13 protein-coding genes are annotated in these 15,995 nt (G+C 73.9%); 8 read left to right on the forward strand and 5 right to left on the reverse strand.

Features of this window, described 5'->3' with window-relative positions; translation table 11 throughout:
• Nucleotides 1-21: 21 nt before the first annotated feature.
• The gene (locus ABZ951_RS11340; protein ID WP_344093761.1) at nucleotides 22-855 is read right to left on the reverse strand and encodes a transcriptional regulator; all 834 of its coding nucleotides are present in this window, start codon (nucleotides 853-855) and stop codon (nucleotides 22-24) included.
• Nucleotides 852-1,235, reverse strand: coding sequence for a hypothetical protein (locus ABZ951_RS11345; protein WP_344093763.1), 384 nt, complete (start codon nucleotides 1,233-1,235; stop codon nucleotides 852-854). Before ABZ951_RS11345 ends, ABZ951_RS11340 begins: the two co-directional genes overlap by 4 nt.
• 538 nt (nucleotides 1,236-1,773) lie before the next feature.
• Between ABZ951_RS11345 and ABZ951_RS11350 the strand changes: the two genes are divergently transcribed.
• Both ABZ951_RS11350 and ABZ951_RS11355 read left to right on the forward strand, forming a co-directional pair.
• Complete coding sequence (locus ABZ951_RS11350; protein WP_344093765.1) at nucleotides 1,774-2,991, forward strand: hypothetical protein; 1,218 nt, start codon at nucleotides 1,774-1,776, stop codon at nucleotides 2,989-2,991.
• Nucleotides 2,992-3,136: 145 nt separating this feature from the next.
• Nucleotides 3,137-3,880: an AAA family ATPase gene (locus ABZ951_RS11355; RefSeq protein ID WP_361279694.1), complete on the forward strand. Its 744-nt coding sequence runs from the start codon at nucleotides 3,137-3,139 to the stop codon at nucleotides 3,878-3,880.
• Nucleotides 3,881-4,413: 533 nt separating this feature from the next.
• Here ABZ951_RS11355 and ABZ951_RS11360 read toward each other — a convergent pair.
• Nucleotides 4,414-4,956, reverse strand: a complete 543-nt coding sequence (locus tag ABZ951_RS11360; protein WP_344093811.1) for a DoxX family protein — start codon at nucleotides 4,954-4,956, stop codon at nucleotides 4,414-4,416.
• 1,002 nt (nucleotides 4,957-5,958) lie between these two features.
• On the opposite strand from ABZ951_RS11360, the gene ABZ951_RS11365 reads away from it, so the two are divergent.
• The gene (locus tag ABZ951_RS11365) at nucleotides 5,959-6,153 is read left to right on the forward strand and encodes a hypothetical protein (RefSeq protein ID WP_344093769.1); all 195 of its coding nucleotides are present in this window, start codon (nucleotides 5,959-5,961) and stop codon (nucleotides 6,151-6,153) included.
• A gap of 29 nt (nucleotides 6,154-6,182) precedes the next feature.
• Here the strand turns inward: ABZ951_RS11365 and ABZ951_RS11370 are convergent, their stop codons facing one another.
• Entirely contained in the window at nucleotides 6,183-7,583 is a 1,401-nt protein-coding gene (locus tag ABZ951_RS11370) for a condensation domain-containing protein (RefSeq protein WP_344093771.1), read from the reverse strand.
• Nucleotides 7,584-8,173: 590 nt separating this feature from the next.
• Here ABZ951_RS11370 and ABZ951_RS11375 point away from each other — a divergent pair.
• The gene (locus tag ABZ951_RS11375) at nucleotides 8,174-10,009 is read left to right on the forward strand and encodes an ABC transporter ATP-binding protein (protein ID WP_344093813.1); all 1,836 of its coding nucleotides are present in this window, start codon (nucleotides 8,174-8,176) and stop codon (nucleotides 10,007-10,009) included.
• A 44-nt stretch (nucleotides 10,010-10,053) separates the two neighbouring features.
• Here the strand turns inward: ABZ951_RS11375 and ABZ951_RS11380 are convergent, their stop codons facing one another.
• Nucleotides 10,054-10,425, reverse strand: coding sequence for a MerR family transcriptional regulator (locus ABZ951_RS11380; RefSeq protein ID WP_344093773.1), 372 nt, complete (start codon nucleotides 10,423-10,425; stop codon nucleotides 10,054-10,056).
• 251 nt (nucleotides 10,426-10,676) lie between these two features.
• On the opposite strand from ABZ951_RS11380, the gene ABZ951_RS11385 reads away from it, so the two are divergent.
• From ABZ951_RS11385 to cs1, 4 genes are read left to right on the forward strand one after another with little or no spacing between them, the layout of a single operon-like run.
• Nucleotides 10,677-12,392 carry a thiamine pyrophosphate-binding protein gene (locus ABZ951_RS11385; protein WP_344093775.1) on the forward strand — a complete coding sequence of 572 codons (1,716 nt, stop codon included), beginning with the start codon at nucleotides 10,677-10,679 and terminating at the stop codon, nucleotides 12,390-12,392.
• A 2-nt stretch (nucleotides 12,393-12,394) separates the two neighbouring features.
• A complete protein-coding gene (locus ABZ951_RS11390) occupies nucleotides 12,395-13,930 on the forward strand; it encodes an asparagine synthase-related protein (protein ID WP_344093777.1) in 1,536 nt (511 codons plus the stop codon).
• A gap of 31 nt (nucleotides 13,931-13,961) precedes the next feature.
• Complete coding sequence (speB, locus tag ABZ951_RS11395; protein ID WP_344093779.1) at nucleotides 13,962-14,912, forward strand: agmatinase; 951 nt, start codon at nucleotides 13,962-13,964, stop codon at nucleotides 14,910-14,912.
• On the forward strand, nucleotides 14,909-15,883 hold the full coding sequence (gene cs1 / locus ABZ951_RS11400) for a clavaminate synthase Cs1 (RefSeq protein WP_344093782.1): 975 nt from the start codon (nucleotides 14,909-14,911) through the stop codon (nucleotides 15,881-15,883). The genes speB and cs1 overlap by 4 nt, the downstream gene beginning before the upstream one ends.
• The last annotated feature ends 112 nt before the right edge of the window (nucleotides 15,884-15,995 follow it).

The following is a 15,995-nucleotide window of genomic DNA, read 5'->3' on the forward strand; positions in this document are numbered from 1 at the left end:
GCGGCACGGTCACAGGACGGGTCACAGGGCCTCCAGGGCGTCGCGGATCCGGTACAGCAGGGAGATCTCCGGGACGGCGCCGGCGCCCGGCGGCGTCCCGCGCGCCCGTGCCGGGGTGCCGGCCCCGCGGGCCGCGCCGGTTTCGGGGGTCCGGACCAGGCCCGCCGCCGCGAGCCGCCGGACGTCGAAGAGGGTGGTGAAGGCGGGGCGGCCGAGCGCCCGGGCGATCTGCACCGGGGTCCGTATCCCGTCGGCGGCGTCCAGGACGGCGCGGCGGCCGCACGTCGGCCCGGCCTGCCCGGGCCCGCACGCGGCGGTGCCGGGGACGGGGACGACCGGGGCGGCGTCGACCTCCGGGCGCGGCCAGGCCCGCTCCAGCAGCTGCCTGCGCCGGCGCATCTCCCGCTGGAGGAGCGGCACGGGGACCGGGCGGACCGGGCCGAACCAGTGCCGGGCGTGGGCGAGGAACCGGTCCGGGGCGGGCTGGTCGCGGTCGAGCGGGGAGAGGATGAAGTAGGCGGCGTCGAACAGGGCGCTGAGGTGGCACAGTTCCAGCTCGCCGCGGCTCAGCCGGCCGCGCTCGACGAGGAGGGCACCGGCCCGGTAGTCGGGGCCGCCCTGTTCCACCGCCTCGTCCCACGCCGCGGCCGGCAGCCTTCCGCTCGCCGTCAGCCGCCATCCGACGTCGGGGACGGCCGGGCTCTCGGCGTGCACGACGGCGCCGTCGGCGAGGTAGAGCGCGCCGGCCCGGCCGTGGAGCGCGCCGGTGGCTCTCGCGGCGGCGAGCCGGTCCAGGGTGGTGTCCGCGGCTGCCGGGTCCGGCGCCGCGTCCGGGGGGCCCGGCGGGGCGGTCACGCCGGCACCAGCCGGGAGGCCAGGTCCTTGAGGCGGAAGAGGGCCACCGCGAGATTGGCCTCGGCGCGGTCGAGCCAGAGGTAGAGGAAGACGCTGCTGTCGAAGGACGTCGCCACGAAGCGGATCAGGTGGTAGCTGCCCCGCGCGGTGACGATCAGCTCCTCGACCGGGCCGGCTTCGGGGGCGGCGTGGGTGAACGCGCCGTTCTCGAAGGCGAGCCGGGCCAGTTCGGCGGCTGCGGCGGCGGCGCCCTCGTGGTCGTGCTCCGGCCCGCTGCCGGCGGTGCCCAGGGTCAGTCCACTGGTCCAGTCGACGAGGCTGACGCCCCGTGCCCCCGGGATGGCCATGGCCTCGGCCAGGCACCCGTCTATACCGGTCACACGATCCTCTCCAGCCACGCGACGACAGCCGAGCCGTCGCGAATCCGTTCGAGTGGCGATTACCAGTGGCGTGTCTCCTGCGACGGAAGGTAATCGATGCCGGGAAGCCGGGGTATGAGTTTTGGCATTTTCATCCGGCACATCTACGGGTGGCTATGGCCGGATACGGACGGTCGGTCATGGCCGGACGATCCCTCGCCACCGCGCCCGGGGCCCGCCGCCCGGATCCCCCGGGCCCCACCCGGCGCGCCCGCGCGGACGTTCCGGCACGAAGCGGTCAGGTCCCGGCCGGGTCGGGGCCCGGGACCGCAGGGATCCGGCCGGGCGCGTCAGGCGCGTTCCCGTCGCGGAGGGCGGGCCGTCCCGCCCGTGACACCGATTCCGGTTTGCCGCCCGGGCCGGACGGAGAGCGATCCCGCGACGCACGTCCACGAGGCCGGAGGTGCCACGTCAGCGCGATGCCCGCCCTTTTGCCCCGGCAGCTGCCGGGGCCGTCGGGGGAAACCGTTCCGCCGGCCGACTCGTTGGTCCGTCCGTCATGAGAACACCCCTTCCTCCGTGGCGCCGGCCGGCCCGGCACTCCCGGGCGGCCCGGTCCCGGCCGGCCCGCGCGCTGGTCGCCGTCGCCCTCGCCACGACCTGCGCCTTCCTGCCGCCCGCGCCGCAGCCCGCCACCGGCCCGCCCCGCGTCGTGTCGGTGCGTCCCGCGACGGCGCTGAACGAGGCGTTCACCCGGTACGCCGACGACCCCGCCCTGCCCAGCCACTGGACGGGCGGCGACAGCACCTACTCCGTGCCGACGCCCCGCGGACAGCTGTGGATCTTCTCCGACACCTTCCTCGGCACGGTGCGTCCCGACGGCTCCCGCTCCCCCGTCAGCGGCGACGGCGGGACCACACCGTTCGTCCGCAACAGCTTCGTGCTCCGCGACCGCGGCGGCCCGCACACGGTCACCGGGCGCGACGGCGCCGGCCGCCCCGCGTCGCTGGTGTCCGACACCCGCGACGACCACTGGTACTGGGCGCGGGCCGGCCTCCCCGACGGGCCCGGGGTGGCGGTCGTCTACGCCCGCTACGCCCGCACGGGCACCGGCCCGCTGGACATCGCCTGGCGCGGGAACGTCCTGGCCAGGTTCGCCCCCGGCCGGCTCTCCCGGCCGCGGTCGCTGACCCCGCTGCCGTCCTCCGCCCGGATCTCCTGGGGCGCCTGGCTGGACCGGCAGAGCCACTACACCTACGTCTACGGCACCGAGAAGGCCGCGGGCCCCGGCAACCACCTCCACCTGGCCCGCGTCGCCGGAGGGGACCTGCGCCGGCCCTGGCGGTTTCGGACCGCGGAGGGGACCTGGTCCCCCGACGAGAGGCGCGCCGCCCGCCTGACCGGGCCGGGCGGCGCGGCGCTGCTCACCTCCGACGAACTCAGCGTCGTCCGCCACGGCTCCTGGTACGCCCTGGTCACCCAGCGGGTGGACGAACCGTTCAGCGCGGAGACGCAGATCGCGTGGTCCCGCGCGCCCGGTGGCCCGTACACCCGGCCGCGGACGGTCTTCACGGCGCCGGAGGCCGGGCCCCGGGGCACCTACCGCAACGCGAACGTGTTCGCCTACAACCCCCACGAGCACCCGGAGCTCGCCCGCGCCGGAGAGCTCGTCCTCTCCTACAACGTCAACAGCCTCGTGCCGGACGACGTCGTCCGCCGCGCGGACATCTACCGGCCCCGGTTCCTCCGCCTCACCCTGACGCGACCGGCCCGGTAGGCCCGCCCGTCCGGTGTGCCCGAGAACCGGCCGGGTTGCGGTGACGTCTCCCACCCTGTCCCCACTCCTGCCCGAGCGGGGACCGCCGGGGCCGCCGGACGGCTCGTGCGAGGCTGTGGGCGGACGACGCGGACAGGGGACGACGGTGGGCGAGATAGGCAGCAGGTGCGACGGGACGGACGCGCGGGCCGTTCCGTACGGGGGGACGCGGTCGGTCCTCCGCCCGCGGGGGCTGGTGGACCTGCGCGCGGAGCACGGCGCTCCCCTAGCACTGGGCTATCCGGCGGGGGCCGTGGTGGTCGTCTCCGGTCTGCCCGGCAGCGGCAAGAGCACCTTGTTGCGTCGCTGGTCGCAGGCGGCGCCCGCCGTCGACCCGCGGGACGTGCACGTCGCGTGCGAAGCGGTGATGCCGGCCGCCCTGCCGTACGCGGTGTACCGGCCCTGGGCCCGGTTCGAGCACTTCCGCCGGCTGCGGGCGGAGGTGCGCCGCGGTGGCCCGTTCCTGGTCCATGACTGCGGCAGCCGGGCGTGGCTGCGCCGCTGGCTCGCCCGGGAGGCGGGCCGGCAGGGGCGGGAGCTGCACCTGGTGCTGCTGGACGTCGGGGCGGCCGAGGCCCTCGCCGGCCAGGACGCCCGGGGCCGCTGGGCCCCCCGGCGCGTCTTCGCCCGGCACCGGCGCGGCCTGGACCGGCTGCTGCACGCGCTCGCCGCGGGCGCGCGAACGGGCTCCGGCACGGTTCCGGTCCCGGCCCTGGTGGCGGAGGCCGCGTCGGTGGTGCTGCTGGACCGGGTGTCGCGGGAGCGCGTGGCGGCGGTGGAGTTCGGCTCGTGCCGTCACCTGCCGCTGCCGTCCCGGGAGGCCCCGCCCTCGGGTGCGCGGGTGGCCTGAACACCCGTCGGCCCGTCAGCCGCCGGTGGTGTGCGGCCATTTGCCGGGCCTCGTCCCTTCGTAGGTGAGCCAGCGGGCATCAGGAACCGGGCGACCGGCCCGACGGTGAGCGCGTACGGCACCGTGCCGGCGCCGGCCGGCCCGCCGGGCAGCCGTCCCGGGGCCGGCACGGTCACCTCGATCAGGGTGTCGTCGACGAGACCCCCGGCCGGCCCGGCCCTCGACGTCCCCGCGCCGCCGCCCTTGGCATCTCGCACCCCGCCCGGCGGTGTCGGCCAGGTGATCACCGTCGGCTCGATGAGCAAGACCCACCACCGTGGCGGCGGCCGTGGCCGGGCACCCCCGGTGGGCCTGGCGGCTGCCGCCGGGAGGGCTGCCCCTGTGGGTCGGCCCGGGCGGGCCCGTCGCCCCGGCACTGGCCGGGCGGGCCCTGGAGTACGGGGTGCGCATCGAGGGCGGCACCCACCGCGCCACCGACCCGGGCGTCTTCGAGCAGCGTGAGAGATCCCCGGCCAACCGGCCGCGGCACGCGGCTAGTTACGGGCGATCAGCAGCACGAGACCCGCCGCCACGGCACCGAAGGCCACGGCGGCGACGCCGTGGAAGAGGCGGTGCGCCCGCAGGACGGGCAGCAGGTGGTCCACGGCGTAGCGGCCCGGACCGGCGAAGGCGAGGCACACGGCGGCGGCGAGCAGGACCAGGTCGTATTCGATGCCGGCCGGGGCGAAGAACCCGCCGCCCGCCTTGACGGCCATCGCGTTGATCATGATGCCCACGACGGCCGCCGCCGAGAGCGGGGTGAGCAGGCCGAGGAAGAGGCCCGCGCCGCCCACGACCTCGGTGAGGCCCGCGACCACGGCCATGGCCTTGGGGGCCGAGTAACCGCTCTCCGCGAAGCCGTGACCCGTGGCGTCAAGGCCCTGGCCGCCGAACCACCCGAACAGTTTCTGGGCGCCGTGCGCGGCCATCGTGAGACCGACCATGCAGCGCAGCAACAGGAGGCCGACGTCATAGCCGTGCTGTGACGAGGAGGCGGCGGACGCCGGGGCGAGCAAGGGCGCGGTGTAAGAACGCATGGAACGGTCGGAATACGACATGGGGGATCTCTCCTGCTTTCCGGGTCTCCTATGCATACTGCGCTTTCCGGACAATTTGCGGTACGAAGATCCCGTTCTCCGTGCGGAAAACCGCCATCGGTACAGGTCGACGCGGGCCACGGCAGGGCACGAGGAGCCGGGCTCGCCCGGCGTGTCGCCACCGGAAGGGGGCGCGGTCCGGCGGACGGGCCCGGCGCGCCGCCGTGGGACCGGCGCTCCCGCCCGGCCACGTCCGCTCGATGATAGGCCCGTACCAATGCCGCGCTGAAGCCCCTGGAGCCCCTGGCGTCCAATCTTGACGGCCGGCCGGTCCGGGAGCCCCGGTCCGCGTGCGCCTGCGGGGCTAGGAACGGCCCCGGGCGGGGTATCCCATGGGAGTGCGGCCGGTTGCTCACAACGTTCCGAACTCCGTGCGCCGAGGGAACCCGGAAGGATGATGCCCCGCTGAGCGGGCATTTCCTGACTGTTTTCACCGCGTTCCCGGGTGCAGAATTTCCGTCAGAGGCGGTGTGTGATGAACTGCTCCAACTGCGGTGCGCAGATGCGCCAAGGGCCGAACGGTGACTGGGCTTGCGCCAATTGTGGAGGTACTGGATGACTGACGCCGATGATTTTCCGCCCACGGATGCCGGGCTGATGCACTGCGCGCACTGCGGCTGGTCCGTCCAGGAGGGGCCGGCCGGAGGCTATGTCTGCGGTCAGTGTTTCCACACGGTGGAGCCGCAGCGGACAGGGCCGCCCGAAAGCGTGTGACACCAGCACAGCGCACCGTCATTCCGACGCGGCAGGGGATCCGGCACCCGCCCGGCCGGCCCGGCCCGCCCCGAGGGCGCGCCCGGTCGGCCGGGCGGTCGGCGTGCCGTCGCGCGACCCGGTGACCGAGGGGAATCGCCTGGTCACCGGTGCGGCGGTTGCGGATGCGCGAAGCCCGGGGCACGGCGATTCTGAAAGCGTCCGGCGCTTCACCAGGAAGGGCGAGCCATGTCGATCCGGGACAGGATCAAGAGTGTGATCAAGAGCCATCACGACCGGACGGTCGACGAGGCGGCCGGCCGGGCCCGGGAACACCGGCGGACGGACGAGGAGCGGCTCGATGACGTGCGGCGGATGGCCGACGAGGACGTCGAGCCCCGCGACTGGCCGGAGCAGGGCGGCGGCCACCCGCACCGGCACTGAGGCCGGGGCGGGTGAGCCGGGGCAGCAGGTCAGAGCGTCCCGGAGCGCGCCATGGCCGTCACCGTGCCCGTGAGGGTCCGCCGGAAGGCGGTGGTGGTACGGCGGGCCTCCTCGGTGTCGACGTAAATGGAGTTCACGTACAGGCCCGTGGCATTGCGGTGGAACCAGAAGTTGATGCCGTTGGAGCGTGACGCCCACACGTGCATCGTGGGCCGCCACTGCGGGTGGTGCTCCCCGCCGGGACACTTGCGGAAGTCCATGTAGGAGAAGAAGTTGACGGGAAACGGCCAGGACCGCAGCTTGAAGTGGTGCGGGGCCAGGAGCTCCCACGCCTTGACGAAGGGGATGTCGATGTTGCGCATCATCTCCGTGAAGCCGGCCCGCACCCCCGCCAGGACCTCCGGGAAGTCCTTGTCCTCCGCGACGGAGAACTCCAGGGGCATCGTATTGACGAACCAGCCCATGGAGTGCGTCCAGGAGCCGCGGCCCCGCTCGCTGACCGGCATGAGGCACCGGTAGTCGCCGGGCCCGCCCGACCGCCGCAAGGAGACGGCCAGGGCTGCCAGAAGGCCCATGAACAGCCTGCCGCCGGCGTCGCGGCAGCGGGTCTCCAGCACCCCCACCTCGTGGTCGTCCAGCAGCTTCTCGGACTCGTTCACGGTCGGGTAGGTGCGGCCCGGCTCGACGCCCAGCTCCAGCGGGAACTTCGGGAAGAACCCGCCGTTGCGCGCGATGAACGCCTTCCAGTACGCGAGCCGGTCGTCGTCGGCGCCGAGCGTCAGGTAGCGGCGGCGCTGCTCGTGGCCGAAGTCGAGGTAGCTGCCCGCCGCGGGGAGCCCCGCCTCGCCGTTCCGGCTGAGCGCCGCGTAGGCGGTCTCGATGTCGTTCACGGCGTTCGGCATCGACATGCCGTCGGAGACGATGTGGTCGAAGCAGAGGTAGACCGTCGAGGAGTGCTCCCGCACCACGGCGCCCATCACGAGCAGGGGCCAGGAGAGGGTGTCGATGCCCTTCTCGAAACGGTCGGCCAGGTAGGAGCGGAGCTCGGCGGTGGAGCCGGAGATGCCCACGTCGGCGCACTCCAGCGCGATGTCGTCGGGCCCGAGGACCTCGCACCCCAGGTCGCCGGCCAGTCGGCGGAACTCGCAGCGCAGCACCTCGTGCCGCCGCACGAACAGCAGCAGGGCCGCTTCCAGGGCGGGCCGGTCGAGCTTGCCGGGGAGCTCACAGGTGATGGCGATCCAGCTGGAGAGGGGGTCGTTCACCTCCCTTGCCTCCTGGGCCACGGCGAAGTGCTTGTCCTGGTTGAACGACGCGCTTCTGCCGGGCTCCTCGCGGGGGGCGGGGAGCCTTCTCCTGCTGGACCGCAGGTTCCACTCCACGAGGTGCCCGGGCTCGATGTCGAGCCGTGCCAAAGGAATCTGCAGCATGTTCACTCTCACTTACGACGACTGCAGCGCGAGCCGGTGCTCTTCGGATTCCATCGGGCGAGCGATCCGCTCCACCCCGGCTCGGCGAGGGGAACACCTGCGGTTCACGCCCGGTGATCAGCCGCTCGGGAGGTGGCCGAACGACCCGCCCGGCCGGAGCTACGGACCGTTCAGCCCCGCCGCCCTCGCGGCCGACATCTCAACAACGACGCCGGGTCGAACGGGTGACGGCCATGACCGAGAACTTCCTCGGGGTTTCCACCGCGACCCTTCTGCCGCCAATTCTGGTGATCCGCAAGGTTTCTGTGTATTGCCGAGTGTCTGTTGAGGCCATTGATACGCACTGACAGCACCTGATGTCCATTGATGTCACTGTTCTTTCCGGTTTCCCACGTCCGAGTGGTTTGCCATTGTTCGTCAGCGGCACGGGGAGACGCTGCGGCATCGTGCAACCGCTCGCCACCGCCGCACCCCAAGTACCCCACGGGAGAATCGAGTTGACCGCCGAGGCCGCCGACAGCACCGCCGACCGGGCCGCCGGGGGCACCGGCGGCAAACCTGACGAGCAATTACACTTCCGCTCCCCCACCCTGGCCGCCTTCGACAAGAGCCCCCTCACCACCCGGTCGATGGGCAGGCGCCTGCCCCAGCTGGTACGGAAGGCCCTGGCGCTGGCCTGGCGGGTGGACCGGCGGGCCGTGGTGATGCTGCTCACCTGTCAGGTGCTCTCCGGCGCGTTCGAAGCGTTCGGACTGCTGGCCACCACCCGTACGATCACCGCGCTGATCACCCCCTCGGGGCCCGTCGAGGACCGGCTGCTGGGCGCGCTGCCCTCCCTGGCGGCGCTCGCCGGGGCGGCGGGGGTGCGCGCGCTGCTCGGCATCGCCGTCACCAGCATCTCCGGCCGCCTCTCGCCGCGGATCTCGCGCGAGGCCGAGATGCGGATGCTCGACGCGGCGATCCACACCGAGCTCGCGGCCTACGACCACCCCGGGTTCAACGACAAGCGCGAGGCGGCGGACCGCGGCGCCAACGTGGCCCAGGACCTGCTGACGGAGTCCCAGGACCTGATGGCCTGCCTGGCGTCGCTGGTCGCCGCCGCCGGAGTGGTGACGCTCCTGCACCCCCTCCTGCTGCCGCTGCTCGTGCTGGCCACCCTCCCCCAGGGCGTGACGAGCGTGAAGGGCGCCCGCGTCCACTACCTGACCTCGCGCGCCCTGAGCGCCGACCGCCGCGTCCTGAGCCACCTGCGGTGGTACGCGACCGACAAGAGCTTCGCGGACCAGCTGCGCTCGGGCACCATGGCCGCGTTCCTCCTCGGCCGGTACCGCGCGATCGGCGACCGCATCGACAGCGCGACCGACCGGGCCGTGCACCAGGGCGCGCGCTACGCCCTCCTGGGCGCGACGGCGGGCGGGCTCGCCTCCGGGCTGGTGTGGGTGGCGCTGGCGCTGCTGCTGGGCTCGGGGCGGATGTCCGTCGCGTCGGCGGGGACGGCCGTCTTCGCCCTGCGCACGGTCGGGGCGTCCCTGCGGGGCATGGTCGCCTACGGCACGCGCCTGTTCCGGACCGGGCTGTACCTGGACGACTGGGCGGAGTTCATCGAGGAGGCCGGCGGCCACCGGATCGCGCGCGGCTCCAAGGTCCCCGGGGCCCCGCTGAGCGTGCGGGCCGAAGCGCTCACCTACTGCTATCCCGGCACGGACCGGCCGGCCCTGGAGAAGGTCAGCCTGGAGGTGCGGCGCGGCGAGGTCCTGGCCCTCGTCGGGGAGAACGGCTCGGGCAAGACCACGCTCAGCAAGCTGCTGGCGGGGCTCTACCTCCCCACGGACGGGGCGGTGACCTGGGACGGCCTGGACACCGCCGACCTCGAACCCCACGCGATGTGGAAGCAGACGGGGGTGGTCCCGCAGGACTTCGCGCACTGGCCCATGTCGGCCCGCGAGAACATCACCCTCGGCCAGCCCCACAGCGGTGACGACGCCGTGCTGCGGGCCGCCGCGTACGCGGGCGCCGACGAGGTCGTCGGCGGGCTGCGCAGCGGGCTCGACACCCTGCTGGCCCGCGAGTGGTTCGGCGGGGTGGACCTCTCGGGAGGGCAGTGGCAGCGCATCGCCATCGCCCGGGCCTTCTACCGCCCCGCGGGGCTCCTGGTGATGGACGAGCCGACGAGCGCCCTCGACGCCCGGGCGGAGCACCGCATCTTCACCGGTCTGCGGAAGATCGCCGAGGACCGGGCGGTCGTGCTGGTCACCCACCGGCTGGCGAATGTCGCCGTCGCGGACCGCATCGTGGTGCTGGACCACGGCCGGATCATCCAGCAGGGCACGTACGGCGAACTGGTCCGCGCGCCCGGCCTCTTCCGTGAGCTGTGGCAGCTGCAGAACGACCGGGCCGCAGCCGCCCCGCACTCCCCCGCGCCCTGACCCGGGGGCGGCGCGCGGTCGGGCCGCCGGGTCAGGAGCCGGGCTCAGGACGCTTGAGGCAGCGGCCGCGGTCCCGCGGTGATGACGGTGTCGAGGAGCGAGGCCGAGCTCTGGAGCTCACGGATCGCCTCGGTGATCCGTTCCCGCTCCCGTGCCAGCTGGGCGACGAGGTCCGGGCACGTGGCCACGAGACGGTCCTCGTCGGTGCGGATGCAGGGCAGGACCTGGGCGATCAGGGCGGTCGGGAGCCCGGCGGTGAGCAGGCAGCGGATGCGGCGGACCGTCTCCACGTCGGACTCGCTGTAGACCCGGTACCCGCTGGGCAGGCGCTGGGGGGTGAGCAGCCCTTGCTGCTCGTAGTAGCGCAGCAGCCGTTCATGGACTCCGGTGCGCCGGACCATGTCCTTCATACGCATGTGCTGCCCCTCCTCGCCGTGTGACGCGACCCTGACACAGGTGTCGGAGTTTAGCGCGCCGGCTCCGGCCGTCTTTCGCCCTCATGAACCGTGCACGCTCATGAACCGTGCAAGGAAACCGTCCATTCCCCCGCAAGGCGCGGTCGGCACAGTGGTCAGTGCTCACCGAACAGCCCGTCGGTTCCCTGCTGTCCTGCATGCGGGCACACGCCCGGCACAGCCGTGGACCGTTCTTCCGCAGAGGAGCTGTCATGTCCCGTGTCTCCACCGGCCGGACGACCGGCCCGACCGCCGCCCACGCGCTGCTGCGACGGCTCCACGACCACGGGGTGCGCACCGTGTTCGGGGTGGTCGGCCGGGAGGCCGCGTCGATCCTCTTCGACGAGGCGGACGGCATCGAGTTCGTCCTGACCCGGCACGAGTTCACCGCCGGGGTCGCGGCCGATGTGCTGGCCCGCATCAGCGGCCGGCCGCAGGCGTGCTGGGCCACGCTGGGCCCCGGGATGACCAATCTGTCCACGGGGGTCGCCACCTCCGTACTCGACCGGTCGCCGGTCATCGCGCTCGCCGCCCAGTCCGAGTCGCACGACATCTTCCCCAACGACACCCACCAGTGCCTGGACTCGGTGGCGGTCATGCGGCCGCTGACCAAGTACGCGGCGGAGCTCCGGCGCCCCGACGACATCACCGACCTGGTGGACTCGGCGGTGGCGGCGGCGATGACCGAGCCGGTCGGGCCCGGTTTCCTCTCCCTGCCCGTCGATCTCCTCGGCGGCGCGATCGACACCTCGCTGCCGCGTCCCGCGGCCAGAACCCCGGCCAAGCCCCTCGGCGCGGCCGAGGACGGCTGGCAAGAGGCCGCGCACAGGGCCGCGGAGCTGGTCGGGGCGGCGCGGCACCCCGTGCTGGTCGTCGGCGCGGCCGCGATCCGCTCCGGTGCGGTGCCCGCCGTCCGCGCGCTGGCCGAGCGGCTGAACCTGCCGGTCATCACCACGTACAACGCCAAGGGCGTGCTGCCGCACGGGCACGAGCTGAACTACGGCGCGGTCACCGGCTACATGGACGGCATCCTGTCCTTTCCCGCCCTGGAGAGCCTGTTCGGGCCGGCGGACGTGGTCCTCACCCTCGGCTACGACTACGCCGAGGACCTGCGGCCGTCGATGTGGCGGCGCGGCGGGGCCAAGACGACGATCCGCGTGTCGCCCACGGCCAACCCGGTGCCCCGGGTCTACCGCCCGGACGTCGACGTCGTCACCGACGTGCTGGCCTTCGTGGAGCACCTCGACCGGCACACCGCCGGCGTCGCGCCGAAGAACGCGCACGACATCGCGCCGCTGCGGGAACGGATCGCCGAGTTCCTGGCCGACCCCCGGACGTACGACGACGGCATGCGGGTGCACCAGGTGATCGACTCCATGAACACCGTGATGGCGGAGACCGCCGAGGCCGGCGAGGGCACGATCGTCTCCGACATCGGATTCTTCCGCCACTACGGAGTGCTCTTCGCCCGGGCCGACCAGCCGTTCGGCTTCCTCACCTCCGCCGGCTGCTCCAGCTTCGGCTACGGCATCCCGGCGGCCATAGGGGCCCAGCTCGCGCGGCCCGGGCAGCCGACCTTCCTCATCGCGGGCGACGGCGGCTTCCACTCCAACAGCGCCGATCTGGAGACGATCGCCCGGCTCGACCTGCCCATCGTCACGGTCGTCGTCAACAACGACGCCAACGGCCTGATCGAGCTGTACCAGAACCTCGGGCACCGCCGCAGTTACGACCCGGCGGTGAAGTTCACCGGCGTCGACTTCACGGCGCTCGCCCGCGCCAACGGCGTCGAGGCGGTCCGGGCCGGGACGCGGGAGGAGTTACTGGCCGCGCTGCGCAAGGGCACGGGGCTCGGGCGGCCGTTCCTGATCGAGGTGCCGGTGGCCTACGACTTCCCGGCCGGCGGCTTCGGCGCCCTGAGCGTCTGATCATGGTGGCGAACCTTCCCCCCGCCACCGGCTTCCTGGCCGAGATCCGCCAGGACGGCGGCCGGCCCCTGGCACCGGTCTTCGCCTCCCTCGGCCGCCGGGCCACGCTGCGGAAGCGGACGGGCGACCAGAGCCTGCGCACCGTTCTGCTGCACTCCGGGGCCCCCGACGGGGCACATGCCCACGCCCGGGGCAGGACGCTGGTGCTCGCCGGGGAGCTGTACAACCGGGCCGAGCTGCTCCGGCTGCTGCCCGGCCGCGCCCTGCCGGGCAGCGACGCCGCTGTCGTCCTCGCCCTCTTCGACCTCTACGACGTGCACGCCTTCCGGCTGCTCAACGGGCGCTTCGCCGCGCTGGTCGCCGCCCCCGGGCGGGCCGTTCTCGCCACTGATCACGCGGGCTCGGTGCCCCTCTACGTCTCCGCCGCCCCGGGCAGGGTGCTGGCGGCGACGGAGGCGAAGGCGCTGCGGGATGCCCCCGGGGGGCGGCCCGTCGCCGCCCGGCCGGTGCGCGGGCTGCCCGGCACCCACCAGGTCCCGGCCGGCACGGTGCTGGACGTCGACGTGGCCACCGGGACGTGCGGCGCCCACCGCACGTGGGCGCCGTCGCCGGCCCGCCGGACCATGCCGGAGGAGGAGGCGGCCGGGGCCGTCCGCCGGGCCCTGGAACGGGCGGTGCGGGTCCGCGCGGGCGAGGGCACGCCCCTGGTGGTGCTCTCCGGTGGCATCGACTCCTCCGGCGTCGCGGCGCTGGCCGCCCGACGGGCGGCCGGGCGGATCGACACCGTCTCGATGGGCACCGAGGAGGCCCACGAGTTCGCGCAGGCGCGCGTCGTCGCCGCGCACATCGGCTCAGCGCACCGGGAGGTCACCATCCCGGCCGCCGAGCTGCTGCGCCGGCTCCCGCACACGGTCTGGGCGGCCGAGTGCCCCGACGCGGACATCGTCGAGTACCTGCTGCCGCTGACCGCGCTGTACCTGCGGCTGGGGGACCCGGGCCGGCGCGTCCTCACCGGCTACGGGGCCGACATCCCCCTCGGCGGCATGCACCGCGAGGACCGGCTGCCGGAGCTGGACACGGCCGTCTGCCGCGACATGGACACCTTCGACGGGCTGAACGAGATGACGCCGGTCCTCTCCGCGGTCGGCGGCCACTGGTCCACCCACCCCTACTGGGACCGCGACGTCCTCGACCTGCTGGTGTCGCTGGAGGCCGGGCTGAAGCGCCGGCACGGGAGGGACAAGTGGGTGCTGCGCGCCGCCCTGGCCGGCGTCCTGCCGCACGAGGTCGTCGTCCGCCCCAAGCTCGGCGTGCACGAGGGGTCGGGCACCGCCTCGTCCTTCACCCGGCTGCTGACGGACGCCGGCGTCCCGGGTGACCGGGTGCGGCACGCCAAGGCGCTGGTCGTCCGGGAACTGTTCGACCTCGTCGTCGCCGGCGGCCGGCACCCGGACGAGGTGGTGACCGGCGCCGTGGTGGAGCTGGTCACCGCCCGGCTGGCCTCCGGCACCCGCCCCGCGCCGACGCGACTGCCGTAGACCGGACCGCACCGCAAGGAGGGACCTCACCGTGGAACGCGTCGACACCGCCGTTTCGCCCCGCTACGCACAGATCTCCACGTTCATGCGCCTGCCCCACGACCCGTCGCCCCGGGGCAAGGACGTCGTGGTCATCGGCGCTCCCTACGACGGCGGCACCAGCTACCGGCCCGGGGCGCGCTTCGGCCCGCGCGCCGTGCGGAACGAGTCCGGGCTCATCCACGGGGTGGGCATCGACCGCGGGCCCGGCACCTTCGACCTGATCGACTGCGCCGACGCCGGGGACATCGACCTGACCCCGTTCAACATGCACATCGCGATGACCACCGCCCAGGAGCGGCTCGGCGGCCTGCTCGCCGAAAACGCCGCCTTCCTCATGATCGGCGGCGACCACTCGCTGACCCTGGCCGCGCTGCGCGCCGTCGCGGGCAAGCACGGGCCGGTCGCCGTCCTGCACCTGGACGCGCACTCCGACACCAACCCCGCCTTCTACGGCGGCGAATACCACCACGGCACCCCCTTCCGGCACGCCATCGACGAGAAGCTCGTCGATCCGCGGCGCATGGTGCAGATCGGGATCCGGGGCCACAACCCGCGGCCCGACTCGCTGGACTACGCCCGCGGGCACGGGGTGCGGATCGTCACCTCCGACGAGTTCTGCGCGCTCGGCCCCGGGGCCGCCGGACAGCTGGCGCGCGAACACCTCGGCGACGGGCCGGTCTACGTGTCGGTGGACATCGACGTCGTGGACCCGGCGTTCGCCCCGGGCACCGGCACCCCCGCCCCGGGCGGACCCACCTCGCGCGAGGTGCTCGCCCTGCTGCGCGGCACCGGCGATCTGCGCCCGGTGGGCTTCGACGTCATGGAGGTCTCACCGCTCTACGACCACGGCGGCATCACCGCCGTGCTGGCCGCCGAGATCGGCGCCGAACTCCTCCACCAGTACGCCCGCGCACACACCCGGGAAAGGAAGTACCCGTGACCGTTCTGCACTGCTCCGCACACGCCGCGGACCTGCTCGCGCTGGCCGCGCGACTGCCCCGGACCCCCCGCGAGGACCTGTACGGCTTCTTCGACGCGGCGCACGCGGCCGCCGCGGAACTCCCGGAGCCCCTGGCGGGGGCGCTGGACGCGTTCCGCGCCGGTGGCAGCCCCGACGGGTACCTGCTGCTGCGCGGTCTGCCGGTGGAGGAGGACGGCGACCTGCCGCCCACCCCCGAGCGCACCCCCGCCCCGGCGGACCGCCCGCTGCTGAGGCTGGAGGCCGCGCTCGCGATCGTGGGCCGCCGCCTGGGCCTGCACACCGGCTACCGCGAACTGCGCTCCGCCTCCGTGTTCCAGGACGTCTACCCCTCGCCCGGCGCCCACCACCTCTCCTCCGAGACCTCGGAGACCCTGCTGGAGTTCCACACGGAGATGGCGTACCACGTGCGCCAGCCGAACTACGTGCTGCTCGCCTGCTCCCGGGCGGACCACGAGCGCAGGGCGGCCACCCTGGTGGCGTCGGTCCGCAAGGCGCTGCCCCTCGTACCCGGCGACGTCCGCGCGCACCTCTTCGACCGGCCCGTGCCCTGCCGCGTGGACGTCGCCTTCCGCGGCGGCGTCGAGGTTCCCGGGGCCGTCGCCGGCGTCAAGCCCCTCTACGGCGACCCGGAGGACCCGTTCCTCGGGTACGACCGTGAGCTGCTCGCTCCGCGGGACCCTGCCGACGCCGCAGCCCTCGCCGTGCTCTCGAAGGCGCTGGACGAGGTGCGCGAGGCGGTCCGCCTGGTCCCCGGTGACCTCCTGGTCGTGGACAACTTCCGCACCACCCACGCCCGCACCCCCTTCACCCCGCGCTGGGACGGCAGGGACCGGTGGCTGCACCGGGTCTATATCCGCACCGACCGCGAGGGGCAGCTGTCCGGAGGGGAGCGGGCCGGCGACGTCGTGGACTTCGTGCCGCGCCGCTGAGCCGCCGGGAGGCGCGGGGCGCACGGGCCGCCGGGAGGCGGCCCACTGGCGCGTCCGGCGGCCGGTCTGCCAAGCTGAAAGCCGGCATGTTTATGCGGAAAGGCGGATAGAT

The sequence above is a fragment of the Streptomyces sp. NPDC046215 genome (genome assembly GCF_040646215.1).
Taxonomy (GTDB): Bacteria; Actinomycetota; Actinomycetes; order Streptomycetales; family Streptomycetaceae; genus Streptomyces; species Streptomyces stramineus.

Coding starts and splice junctions, on each gene's coding strand:
- ABZ951_RS11350 (WP_344093765.1), top strand. CDS start 1,774: ATGAGAACACCCCTTCCTCCGTGGCGCCGGCCGGCCCGGCACTCCCGG.
- ABZ951_RS11360 (WP_344093811.1), bottom strand. CDS start 4,956: ATGCGTTCTTACACCGCGCCCTTGCTCGCCCCGGCGTCCGCCGCCTCC.
- ABZ951_RS11365 (WP_344093769.1), top strand. CDS start 5,959: ATGTCGATCCGGGACAGGATCAAGAGTGTGATCAAGAGCCATCACGAC.
- ABZ951_RS11370 (WP_344093771.1), bottom strand. CDS start 7,583: ATGCTGCAGATTCCTTTGGCACGGCTCGACATCGAGCCCGGGCACCTC.
- ABZ951_RS11380 (WP_344093773.1), bottom strand. CDS start 10,425: ATGCGTATGAAGGACATGGTCCGGCGCACCGGAGTCCATGAACGGCTG.
- ABZ951_RS11385 (WP_344093775.1), top strand. CDS start 10,677: ATGTCCCGTGTCTCCACCGGCCGGACGACCGGCCCGACCGCCGCCCAC.
- ABZ951_RS11390 (WP_344093777.1), top strand. CDS start 12,395: ATGGTGGCGAACCTTCCCCCCGCCACCGGCTTCCTGGCCGAGATCCGC.